12 protein-coding genes are annotated in these 10,415 nt (G+C 68.4%); 7 read left to right on the top strand and 5 right to left on the bottom strand.

All coding sequences use genetic code 11. From position 1 onward, the window contains the following. The first annotated feature begins 27 nt into the window (after window positions 1–27). A complete protein-coding gene (locus tag FFG40_RS15745; RefSeq protein ID WP_138803981.1) occupies window positions 28–561 on the top strand; it encodes a hypothetical protein in 534 nt (177 codons plus the stop codon). Window positions 562–677: 116 nt separating this feature from the next. On the opposite strand, the gene FFG40_RS15740 is transcribed toward FFG40_RS15745, so the two are convergent. Then, complete coding sequence (locus FFG40_RS15740) at window positions 678–1,661, bottom strand: aldo/keto reductase (RefSeq protein WP_138803980.1); 984 nt, start codon at window positions 1,659–1,661, stop codon at window positions 678–680. 89 nt (window positions 1,662–1,750) lie between these two features. On the opposite strand from FFG40_RS15740, the gene FFG40_RS15735 reads away from it, so the two are divergent. Both FFG40_RS15735 and FFG40_RS15730 read left to right on the top strand, forming a co-directional pair. Further along, window positions 1,751–2,158 (top strand): MerR family transcriptional regulator, encoded by a 408-nt coding sequence (locus tag FFG40_RS15735; protein ID WP_138803979.1) that lies wholly within the window; start codon window positions 1,751–1,753, stop codon window positions 2,156–2,158. 165 nt (window positions 2,159–2,323) lie between these two features. Next, a complete protein-coding gene (locus tag FFG40_RS15730) occupies window positions 2,324–2,779 on the top strand; it encodes a hypothetical protein (RefSeq protein ID WP_138803978.1) in 456 nt (151 codons plus the stop codon). A gap of 288 nt (window positions 2,780–3,067) precedes the next feature. On the opposite strand, the gene FFG40_RS15725 is transcribed toward FFG40_RS15730, so the two are convergent. Then, window positions 3,068–4,195, bottom strand: coding sequence for an FAD-dependent monooxygenase (locus FFG40_RS15725; protein WP_138803977.1), 1,128 nt, complete (start codon window positions 4,193–4,195; stop codon window positions 3,068–3,070). Between the two features lie 104 nt (window positions 4,196–4,299). Between FFG40_RS15725 and FFG40_RS15720 the strand changes: the two genes are divergently transcribed. The 4 genes from FFG40_RS15720 to FFG40_RS15705 all read left to right on the top strand — a co-directional run bounded on the left by FFG40_RS15720 (window position 4,300) and on the right by FFG40_RS15705 (window position 7,735). After that, entirely contained in the window at window positions 4,300–4,932 is a 633-nt protein-coding gene (locus FFG40_RS15720) for a TetR/AcrR family transcriptional regulator (RefSeq protein WP_138803976.1), read from the top strand. Window positions 4,933–5,075: 143 nt separating this feature from the next. Further along, the gene (locus tag FFG40_RS15715) at window positions 5,076–6,182 is read left to right on the top strand and encodes an SGNH/GDSL hydrolase family protein (protein ID WP_138803975.1); all 1,107 of its coding nucleotides are present in this window, start codon (window positions 5,076–5,078) and stop codon (window positions 6,180–6,182) included. Window positions 6,183–6,422: 240 nt separating this feature from the next. Beyond that, on the top strand, window positions 6,423–6,848 hold the full coding sequence (locus tag FFG40_RS15710) for a hypothetical protein (RefSeq protein ID WP_138803974.1): 426 nt from the start codon (window positions 6,423–6,425) through the stop codon (window positions 6,846–6,848). Between the two features lie 41 nt (window positions 6,849–6,889). Then, window positions 6,890–7,735: a hypothetical protein gene (locus tag FFG40_RS15705; RefSeq protein WP_138803973.1), complete on the top strand. Its 846-nt coding sequence runs from the start codon at window positions 6,890–6,892 to the stop codon at window positions 7,733–7,735. A 94-nt stretch (window positions 7,736–7,829) separates the two neighbouring features. Here FFG40_RS15705 and FFG40_RS15700 read toward each other — a convergent pair whose 3' ends face one another. The 3 genes from FFG40_RS15700 to FFG40_RS15690 are packed head-to-tail and all read right to left on the bottom strand — an operon-like array spanning window position 7,830 to window position 10,390. Beyond that, window positions 7,830–8,186: a hypothetical protein gene (locus FFG40_RS15700; protein ID WP_138803972.1), complete on the bottom strand. Its 357-nt coding sequence runs from the start codon at window positions 8,184–8,186 to the stop codon at window positions 7,830–7,832. Window positions 8,187–8,189: 3 nt separating this feature from the next. Further along, on the bottom strand, window positions 8,190–9,746 hold the full coding sequence (locus tag FFG40_RS15695; protein WP_138803971.1) for an FAD-dependent monooxygenase: 1,557 nt from the start codon (window positions 9,744–9,746) through the stop codon (window positions 8,190–8,192). A 38-nt stretch (window positions 9,747–9,784) separates the two neighbouring features. Then, a complete protein-coding gene (locus tag FFG40_RS15690; RefSeq protein WP_138803970.1) occupies window positions 9,785–10,390 on the bottom strand; it encodes a TetR/AcrR family transcriptional regulator in 606 nt (201 codons plus the stop codon). Window positions 10,391–10,415: the final 25 nt, after the last annotated feature.

Raw genomic sequence — 10,415 nt, 5'->3', positions numbered from 1 at the left:
CCCGACCGCCGTCGGTACGTTCGGAGCATGGTAACCGAACGGGCCGACGGACCGGCCGTGGACGAGCACGATCCGTACGAACGCCGCCCCGGGTACGTCACGAGTGGCGACGGCCGGACCGACCGGATGACCACGGACATGTTCGTGGGCATCGCGGTCGGGTTCGTCCTGGTGATCGTCTTCGGCTCCTTCCACATCGTCGAGTGGCTCGCGATCGGAGCGGCCGTCGTCATCGGCGCCGCGGTCTGGTTGCTCCTGCGCAGCCGGCGACGGCGTGCAGATCGCCGCGCGGGTCGATCGCCGGACGCCGTCCCTCGTGCTCGGGACCGCGCGATCGCCGAAGCGAACGGTGGGCGCCGGTTCTTCGTCGCCCAGAACCCGGTCGTCGTCATCGTGATGGGCGCGATCTTCATCGGGGTCGCGGTCGCCCCGCTGCTGTTCGGTGGGGTCTCCATCGGCCGGATCGTGACCGGGGTCATCGTCGTCGCGAGCGGTGTCGTCTGCATCGTGCAGGGGATCGGGACCCTGCGGGTGCGTCGTCGGGAGCGCAGCGGCGGCTGAACCTCGGTCGTCAAGCGTCTGGCGGCCCGGTCGAGGTCTGCGGCTCGACGAAGGGGGTTGGCGGACGCGATGGACGCCCCGCGGTACCTGCTGGTGTTGGGGGCGTTCCGTTCGGCTCAGCCGCGGTCGCGTGCCATTCCCGCTTCGGTGTTGCGGGTACCGACGGCGACGCCGTGCGGGGAGGCAGCTTCGATCCGGGCGAGATCGTTCGTGGTGAGCACGACGTCGGCAGCGGCGACGTTCTCCTCGACACGGGAGGCCTTCGTGGTGCCGGGGATCGGGACGGTGCCGGCCTGCATCAGCCACGCGAGCGCGAGTTGGGCGGTCGTGACGCCCTTCTCGTCGGCGATGACCTTCAGCGCCTCGACGACGTGCAAGTTCGCGTCGATGGCCTCGTCGGAGAACCGGGGGAGGGTTCGCCGTGCGTCACCATCGGGCAGGTCGTCCTTGCGGGTGACGGTGCCGGAGAGGAACCCGCGGCCGAGCGGCGAGAAGGGCACGAACCCGATGCCGAGCTCCGACGCGGTGTCGAGGACGCCGTTGTGTTCGGCGTCGCGCTCGAAGAGGCTGTACTCGGACTGGATCGCCGTGATCGGGAACGTCGCGTGCGCACGTCGCAGGGTCTCGGCCGAGGTCTCGGAGACCCCGATGTAGCGGGCCTTGCCGGCGGTGACGGCTTCGGCCATCGCGCCGATCGTGTCTTCGATCGGCACGTTCGGGTCTGCCCGGTGGAGGTACCAGAGGTCGACTCGGTCGGTACCGAGGTGGCTGAGGGACCGGTCGATCGCGCGTCGTGCATGTTCCGGGGAGCCGTCGAGACCGATCGGCTGGCCGTCGTCGGTGAAGTCGGTGGCGAACTTCGAAGCGATGATCACGCGGTCCCGATCCGAGCCGAGCACATGCCCGAGGAGCTTCTCGTTCTCGAACGGTCCGTACGCCTCCGCGGTGTCGAACAGGGTGATCCCGAGGTCGAGGGCGCGACGGATGGTCGTGACGGAACCGGCTTCGGTTGCACCGCCGTAGAAGGCGCTCATGCCCATGCATCCGAGCCCGAGTGCGGACGTGACGAGGCCCTGGGAGCCGAGATGGGTCTGCTGCATGCGTGTTCTCCGTTCGTCGCCGGGATCACCCGGACGATGACGACCCTCTACCCTGGTGTGCACACCATGTCAAGTGGGAGACTCGGCTCATGCTGCTTCCCGAGGTCCACGTCGACGGACCGGTCACGATCGGCGCTGCGGCGGAACTGCTCGGCATCACGGTCGACACGATCCGCTACTACGAGAAGGAAGGGATCGCGCCGGCTCCTGATCGCGGTCCGGATGGGTGGCGGCGGTACGACACGGCGGCGCTGAGCTGGCTCGCCGGGACGGTGATGCTCCGCGGGACCGGGATGAACGTGCAGGAAATGCGTGACTACGCGGCCGCCTACAGAGATGGTGCCGACGATGTCGCACGACTCGCGCTCCTCGAGCAGCACCATGCGACCGTCCTCGCTCGGCAGGCGGAGGTGCAGCGGCACCTCACTGCACTGGAACGGAAGATCGAGGCGTACCGGGAGACCATCGCCGCGACCGGCGCCCCATCGGCGGCTTGACCTTCCTGTCCGGTCGGCAATCAGCTACAGGACGCGACAACGGCGCGGCGCGAGAACCACGACACCGATCGAAGCTGCTCACAGGCCTTGTGACCATGTCAGGATCGGCCGTCACCCGACATCTCCAAGTGAGCGACCCCGCTCCGACCGAGGAAGAGACCACCGATGAACACCCGAACCCGCCTCAGCGTCACCGCGGTTGCTGCCTGCGTCATGGTCGCCGCCCTCGCCGGTTGCGCAGCGAGCGCACCGACTCCATCGCCGTCCGCCACCTCGGCGACGACCGGGGACGAGACCTCGGCCCCGTCCCCGTCTGCGACCGCGACGGACGCCGTGACTCCGTCGACCCCGTCGTCCTCCCCGTCGCAGGGGCCCGCGACGTCCGCGCTCGCGCAGCACGTCTACGACGAGTGCAGCAAGGGCGCCGCGGCCGCCGGGGTCACCCTGACGTTCACGGACGACCCGTCGGGGTACACGGGCAGCGACGGGACCTACCAGCTCGTCTACCCCTTCACCTTCGACGACGGGCACACCGACCCGTACGCCATGTACAACTGCACGCTCACCGACGACACGGTGGGGTCCTCGTACGTCAGCAGCGGGATGACCGACAGCCACTGAGCACGGTCGGTGACGGTGCGGGCGTCGGTGACAGCCCCACCCGCCGGTCAGGGTGGGAGTTCGCGCGACCAGTAGTCCGCTCGGATCACGAGGAGCTCTCCCTGGACCTCCGAAGTCAGGTTGACGACGCGGGGATCCCACAGCGTCCCGGGCAGTCTCGCGCGGCGCGCAGACCGATGAACAGGACGGCCGGGGCACCCACGATCAGAACGGTCGCGACGATCGCTCGTCGGGTGTTCGTCCGGTGCCTGGTCACCTCCGCAGCCGAGGCGGCGGCTCGGGCGGTGGTCAGCGGCCGAGCAGCATCCTGTTGCGCGCATCGATCTGGTCGGCGGTCGCGGGGAAGTAGCTGCTGACTCCGATGTGCTCGGCGTCGTGCTGTACCGCGTCGACGACCGGCCTGAGCGCGCGCTCGTAGCCGGCGAAGGCCTGCTCGACGTCGCCGTCCGCGTCCCGGAGGGCGTCGTGGAGTGCGGTGGCGCCGATGATGGCGAGCGAGCCGCCCATCCCGGCGGCCGGAGAGGGGCAGTAACCGGCGTCGCCGACGAGTGCGACGCGGCCGGACGTCCACGCTGACATCTTGATCTGGCTGAGCTTGTCGAAGTAGAACGTCTCGGCGCCGACGGCCTCGTCGACGTGGTCCGCGAACGGCGAACCGGCCTGGCGCATGTGCTCGCGGAGGATGCGCTTCTGTGCCGCTTCGTCGTGGTGGTCGAAGGGGATCTCCTGCTCGGAGCGGAATCCGAGGACGAGGTCGGTGGTGGTGTCGTACGAGTTGACCAGCATCGTGGCGCCCGGTGCGTTGGTGATCCGGGTCGTCTGCGGTTCGATGACGAGGTCGTCGAGGGTGGCGACGGAGAAGTACGTCCGCAGGAAGTGGCTGTACAGCGCTTCCTGCCCGAAGTGCAGTCGACGCACTGTGGAGTGGTTGCCGTCGCAGCCGAACACCATGGAGAAGTCCCGTTCGGTTCCGTCGCGGAAGGTGACGTGCACGCGCTCCTCGTCGGTCTCGTGCAGGGATGTGATCGAGTTGTTCCACAGCATCTCCACTTCGCCCTCGGTCGCGGCGACGAGGATGTCGAGCAGGTCGTCGCGGTGGATCTCGTAGCCGTCGCCCGTCGATCCGGCCGAGGGTGGCACGGGATCCATCCGCGCGATGCGGTCTCCCTCCGGCGTTGTGAACTCCGTCACCCGCGGCGCGAGCGCCTTCGCCGAAATCTGCTCGAGCAGGCCCATCCGGTCGACGATCGCGATGGTGTCGTCGCGGATGTCGACCGGGGTGCCCCCTCGCTTCAGACCGGGAGCGACCTCGACGATCGAGACGTCGTACCCGAGCCGACGCATCCACAGCGCGGTCGTGAGCCCAGCGAAACTCGCTCCTGCGATGAGTACCTGTTCCTGTGTCTGCGTGGTCATCGATCGTCCTCGTTCCTCGGCATCCACCGAACTTGTAGTGACTCTAAGTTCGGCAAACGTACCAGAACTTTGGGTCACTCAACGTTTCGTGTGAGACTCGGGGGATGGTGGAGTCGAGTACGGGTGTTCCGTCGGGGCTGCGAGAGCGCAAGAAACGGGAGACCCGCGAGCGCCTGGGCGACGTTGCTGCACGGTTGTTCGCTGAGCACGGGTACGACGAGGTGTCGATGTCAGACGTGGCCCGAGCTGCAGGCGTCTCGGATCAGACCGTCTACAACTACTTCCCGACCAAACCCGATCTGGTGTTCGACCGAGCTGACGAGGTGCTCGAGAAGATCCGAGCTGCGGTTGCGGACCGAGGTGCGCACCAGTCGCCGGCGGAAGCGATGCGCACCATCGTCCTCGAGGACGTCGATCGGTACGTCGCAGAGGATCCGGCTCTGGCGCGAGGGGAGTTCCCTGCGCAGTGCCGGCTCAGCGCGGTGCTCCGTCGACGGGCGCTGGAGTTCTACGACGAGGTCACGTCCGCGGTGGCAGAAGAACTGGCGGACACGGGTTTCGACTCGATGACCCGGCGTGCTCAGGCTGCCGCACTCGTGGCCGTCGTGCAGCAGACCACCGAGGCCATCGGCGACGCGGTCCTCGCGGATGCCGACCGTGAATCGACCCGCAAGCGCTTGGTGACCACGGCCGGAGCGGCGCTGGACCACCTGTCCACCTGGTGCGCGCCGGCCTGATCCACGTCGAGGGACAGGACGGGTGCGCGGAACGCATCCCTCGCACCTTGTGGCCCTCTCATGGCGCGGGGCGTCCCGCCGACCTACCGTCTACTTGTCAGACGATCGTCTGTCGAATAGGCCCTCTGGAAGGAACCTGCTCCATGCGTCACGCTCCTCGCCTCCGCCGCACCAACGCGCTGCTGATCACCGGTGGCGTCCTGACGGCGGCAGCGCTCGCTGTCGGGGCAGCGGGGCCCGTCTCCGCGGCCAACGCCGACGGCGCGGCGCCCGCCCAGTCCGTGGCCGCCGTGTCCTCGCCGTCCCGCGGTGACAGCTACGTGGCCCTCGGTGACTCGTACGCGGGCGGCTTCGGCGTCGCCCCCTACGGCTCGGGTCCGGCGGCCGGTTGCTTCCAGTCCACCACCGACTACCCGCACCAGGTTGCGGCATCCCTGGGTCTCCGGCTCGACGACCGCGCCTGCGCCGGTGCCACCACCGGCAACATCACCCGGGTCCCGCAGGCGACCGGTGTCGGCAGCGCCACCGCGCCCGTCCAGGCCGACGCGCTGTCGAAGGACACGGACGTCGTCACGGTGTCGATCGGCGGGAACGACCTGGGGTTCACCGGAGTCATCTCGAACTGCGTCGCGCTGGACAAGGACGGTCCGGTGTTCTCGGAGATCCACGGGAAGACCTACGACCACTGCAAGGACTACTACGCACCGGTCGTGCACGGCGTCGAGCGGGACCGTCTCGCAGCGCGCATCCACAACACGGTCGCGCCACGGCTCGCGCAGGCGTTCCGCGTGATCGCGCAGCGTGCTCCGCGGGCGAAGGTGTTCGTCGTCGGCTACCCGATGATCGCGCCGGGCTCGGCACAGTCCCCGAGGGGGTGCTTCTCGAGCCTCCTCGGTGACTCCGGACTCGAGCCGCCGTTCCCGCAGAACGCGTTCCCCTTCACCGCCACCGACACCGCCTACTTCCACCGCACCCAGAACGCGCTCGACGGAGCGGTGAAGGCTGCGGCGCAGGCTCGTGGCTTCACCTACGTCTCGACGCTCCAGGCCTCTGCCGCGCACACGCCCTGTGCTGCGTCGGGTTCCGCCTGGATGGCAGGACTCACCCTGACCGATCGCGGCACCGCCGCGAACAGCACGCCGCTGGCCGGGACGAAGTACAGCATCCTCTTCGGCGCACTCCACCCGAACGCCGCCGGCATCGCGTACCTGCGTGACCAGACCAAGGCCGCGATCGTCCGATCGCGCTGACGCACCAGCGCCTGCTGGTCGCGTCGTCGACGCGACCAGCAGGCGGACGGGAGGCCCGGTGCCAGCTGGCACCGTCCCTCCAGGCTCGGCCGTCACCCCGCTGGCGCGGTGCGCCGGTACCGGCTGGTGGGGCCCACCTCCCGTCCGTCTCGTGTGGACCACCGGGCGTCGGGTCGCCAGCGCTCGACATGTTGTCGGACCGTGACCCGGCAGGGCGTCTCGTTGAGCCATGCTCGTCCTGTGCAGAAGCCACTGGTCCTCGCCGCCGCCGGACTCGCGCTGGTCGCGCTGCCGCTCCTGTCGGCGTGCAGCGAGCAGCCAGCTGACCCCATCGCATCCGCCCGCACACTCGCCGATGCGCCCGAGTGGGTCAGCAACCCGAGCGGTACCGACTGCGGGGACGTGGAGCTCGAGGCCGACGGTGCGCTCCCCGCCGAGAGCCTGCGGTGCCTGCAGGACGCGAGCGAAGCGGGCGAGGTGGCCTCGCTCCAGTGGGTCCGGTGGACGACCGAGGGTGATCCGACCCCGTCCTTCGTCCGGACGGGTGGTGCAGGGGCCACGGTGGCGTCGACTGCGGCGTACGACACCTACGGCCAGGGTGGGTGGAGCGAGTACGGGTGCACGGACATCGCGGCGTTGCCGAGATGCTCGGACGTGGGGGAGTAGCGGCGGTTCCGGTTGCGGATGGTCTTCGGAGACTGCTTCTCGTGAGTGAAGGCGTTCACCGTGGGATGCTGATGCATGTGCTCCTGCTGACCGAAGCCCCGCGAGGTGACTGGCTCGTGAAGCGAGCCGGTCGATGGGCGACCGTCGGCGGTGTCGCTGGCACGGGCTTCGAGGCGTACGCGCGGCTGCTGCACCCGGTGGATGCGCACCGTACTGACCCGAACACGGTCGACGAGTGGGGCAATCCCGTCGATCTTGAGCACACGCGTTGGCGGTGGGCTGAGGTTGCGCGCCGTAACGGCCGGGTGATGCACCCCCTGGTGCAGTGGTTCCGCATCAGCGATGACGAGCACACGAGGGACTGGCCGGATGGGTGGAGTGTCGGTCAGTCCGACGATGGGTGGTTCAACCCGGAGGACCTCGCGGTCCTGACCACGCACCTGCGGGGCGCGACGCGGAACCCGGACGACCTGGTCATCGGTGCGTGGGAAGGCACCGGCAACCCGCCCTGGGCCGAGGGAGGCCGGAACACACGCGCGCGGGCTCGCATGCAGATGCCATGGCCCGGTCGGGACATGTGGTTGTTCAGCTCGAGCCTGCGCGAGCTTGCTGACCCATCGTGGGCGCAGCGCTCCGTCCCCGGATGGGGATGCAGTCGCCCCCAGCAGGAGGGGCCGTACACGTCGCTGATCTGGCCCGCGGATCACACCTGGGTCGTCGCTTCCGAGGAAGACTGGGACTCGACGATCGTCGCCGGCTCACGCGCACTCGTCGACAGCATCCTCGCGGACGATCACTTCGAGGCCTTCGAGGTGCACGAAGATGACGACCTGAGCTGGGACGGCGATCTTCTCAACCCCCGCCAACAGCCGACGTCAGAGCTCTGAAACGACCAGACCCCCGGTGAGGAATCGGCTACGGGACGGACGGTCACGGGCTCGCTTGCTCGCTCACTTTCGCGCGCTTGTGACTGTTCAGCGGTTAGGTGAGCAGCCCGATGGTGAGCACGACGATCCCGCCCGCCGTGAGCAGGGCCGGTCCCGCGACCCGGCCGGGAGCGGGCCGTTCCGTCGTACGTGCGAAGAAGGCGGCGACGAGCATCGACGTCGAGCCCCCGTAGACGAGCACGAAGGCTTCGGGGAAGAAGCCGATGATGTGGACCACGAGCCCGGCGAGGACCGTCAATGCCGACGTGAACAGGTGGGCTCTGGAAGCTGCTGGGAGCTCAGGCTTTGCTCGTGTTCTGAGGCCAAGGCCGATCAGACACCAGATCGAAGCTGTCGCGAAGAGCGCGCCGCTGATCGAGACGATCGCGGCTCCGATCACGTCGAGGTTCACGCGTTACACCGTTCCGGTAGAGCCGTGTTCGGGTGCTCCGAACCAGGCGGCGAGTGCCTCTGTGAGGGAGGCGGGGTCGCTGTGGGACCAGGCGACGAATCCGTCGGGCCGAATCAGCATCGAGGTCTGTTCGTGCGTTGCGGCAAGCGGCACGTAGTCGACGCGGTCGTTCCATGGAGCGATGGTGTCGCGGTACGTGCCGGTCGCGTCGACCAAGATGGGGTGGGCGGTGCGGAGCAGTTCCGGGATTCTGCGGATGGTCCCGTCGGCGAGTTCGACCCGTTGTGACGGTGCAAACCATCCGGTGGGGCCATCTGGGTTCGCGGGGCTCGTGTCGTAGCGGACGTCCGAGCCGGCGAGGAGATCTGCGATGCGCTGCACGGTGGTCGTGTCTGCGAGCATCTCGGCGAAGAGGTTCCGGAGGGCGGTGACATCCGAGCCGGGCGCCATGAGCGCGGTCTGCGCTTGGGTCTGCATGAAGACGCGTTGTCCGAGCGGGCGCCGCTCAGTCTCGTAGGTGTCGAGCAAGCTCGCGGGGGCCCAGCCGTGGAGGCTGGCGGCGAGTTTCCAGGCGAGGTTCGCCGCGTCCTGGAGCGCGAGGTTCAGGCCGGGTCCGCCTGCGGCAGAGTGCACGTGTGCGGCATCGCCGAGGAGGAAGATCCGCCGGTCGCGGTAGCGGTCAGCGACGCGTGTGTTCCGACCGGTCAGACGGCGCAGCAACGTCGGCTCACCGTCGGCCGGCGCGTTGAGGTCGAGACGGACGCCGAGGACGCGCTCGAGGCTGTCCTCCATCTCGGGCAATGTCATGGCTGCTCCCTCACCGGGGAAGCTGCGGTCAGGCTGGTCCTCCCATTCCGCGGTGTAGACCAGCGGGTGCTCCGGGTCACGGAGGGCGATGGTGACGACGCCGGTTTCAGTGCGGTGGAAGCTCTCCGCGATCTCTCCCAGACCCGCGACGTGCACTTTCCCGGGGCCGGCGGGCGTCAGCTGCTCAGTTGGCGAGATCAGGGCTGTGCGGTCCACGATGTGGTGGTCGGTGTTGCCAGGGAAGCCGATACCGGAGAGCTTCCGAACAGTGCTTCGCGCCCCGTCACTACCCACGAGGTACTGCGCCGACACGGTGCTCTCTGCGCCGCTCGCGACGTCGACAACGTCGACGGTGACGGAGTCGTCGTGTTGGGTGAAGGAGCGCATCTCGACGCCGCGACGGATCTCAACACCGAGTTCTGCTGCGCGGTCGTTGAGCACGCGCTCGAGGTCGCGCTGGTTGATGTGGAGCAGGTACATCGGGTTGCGGTCGCCGAGCGTGTGGAGCGGCAATGGCAGCGCTCCGAAGAAGAAGCCCGGAGCCGGCTCCGGGACGGCCCTCCCAGCACACCGCTCGAACAAGCCGCGGTGGTCCAGTAGTCGGACGACCTGCCCGGTCAAGCCGTGCGCCTTGTCCCATTGGTTGATCTCGGGGAGGCGTTCGAGGACGAGGGGGTTCACACCCGCGAGCTTCAGCTCGCAGGCGACGAAGATGCCCACGGGGCCGCCTCCGACGATGACGACGTCGTACATGATGGTCTTCCTTCTGACGAAGAGTGTGGGATCAGTGGTCAGCGGAGGTGGTCGAAACCGTCGCCGAGGAGTTGGAACGCAGCTCGGAGGAACGGCTGGAGGGGTTGTGGCTCCGCGCGCGCCGCCCAGGACTCCAGCGTTGTCAACAAGGTCGAAAGCGCAGCGGCGGACACCAGACCAGGAATGGGATCCTCCGGTGCTGCGTCTGAGCGCGCCGCGACGGCGGCCGCGAACACTGCGTTCGCTGCGCGAGCACCTCGATCGACGGCTGACTGCATGCCCGGCGTCGACAGCACTGCAAGCAGCCCGCTCTGCTCCTCCCGGGACGGGGTCCTCGTCTCTTCTGCCTCGTACGGCGCGAGCAGCGCCTCCGTGATGGCAGTCCACAACGGCTCCTCGAGTGGCCGCTGGAGCAGATCGTCGGCTGCCCTGCGCACGCGTTGCACGTGGCGGTCCGCGATCGCGTCTTCCTTGCTCGAGAAGTAGTTCCCGAACGTCCGCCTCGACACTCCGACCCGACCGACGATGTCCTCGACACGGATGTTGTCGAGCCCCCGCTCCCGAGCGAGCAGCACAGTCGTCACGCTCAACGCGTCACGGATCGCTGCCTTCTTCTGGTCACGGAACGAGACCTCGTCTGTCATGACACCAAACTAGAACATATTTGCC

The organism is Curtobacterium sp. KBS0715, assembly GCF_005938005.2.
Lineage (GTDB): Bacteria > Actinomycetota > Actinomycetes > Actinomycetales > Microbacteriaceae > Curtobacterium > Curtobacterium flaccumfaciens.
Note: the sequence above shows the minus strand (reverse complement) of the source record. Positions and strands in the feature narration are given on the sequence as shown.

What these genes read in the sequence shown, in the direction of transcription:
- FFG40_RS15745 (WP_138803981.1), top strand. Translation starts at nt 28, where the DNA reads ATGGTAACCGAACGGGCCGACGGACCGGCCGTGGACGAGCACGATCCG.
- FFG40_RS15740 (WP_138803980.1), bottom strand. Translation starts at nt 1,661, where the DNA reads ATGCAGCAGACCCATCTCGGCTCCCAGGGCCTCGTCACGTCCGCACTC.
- FFG40_RS15735 (WP_138803979.1), top strand. Translation starts at nt 1,751, where the DNA reads ATGCTGCTTCCCGAGGTCCACGTCGACGGACCGGTCACGATCGGCGCT.
- FFG40_RS15730 (WP_138803978.1), top strand. Translation starts at nt 2,324, where the DNA reads ATGAACACCCGAACCCGCCTCAGCGTCACCGCGGTTGCTGCCTGCGTC.
- FFG40_RS15725 (WP_138803977.1), bottom strand. Translation starts at nt 4,195, where the DNA reads ATGACCACGCAGACACAGGAACAGGTACTCATCGCAGGAGCGAGTTTC.
- FFG40_RS15720 (WP_138803976.1), top strand. Translation starts at nt 4,300, where the DNA reads ATGGTGGAGTCGAGTACGGGTGTTCCGTCGGGGCTGCGAGAGCGCAAG.
- FFG40_RS15715 (WP_138803975.1), top strand. Translation starts at nt 5,076, where the DNA reads ATGCGTCACGCTCCTCGCCTCCGCCGCACCAACGCGCTGCTGATCACC.
- FFG40_RS15695 (WP_138803971.1), bottom strand. Translation starts at nt 9,746, where the DNA reads ATGTACGACGTCGTCATCGTCGGAGGCGGCCCCGTGGGCATCTTCGTC.
- FFG40_RS15690 (WP_138803970.1), bottom strand. Translation starts at nt 10,390, where the DNA reads ATGACAGACGAGGTCTCGTTCCGTGACCAGAAGAAGGCAGCGATCCGT.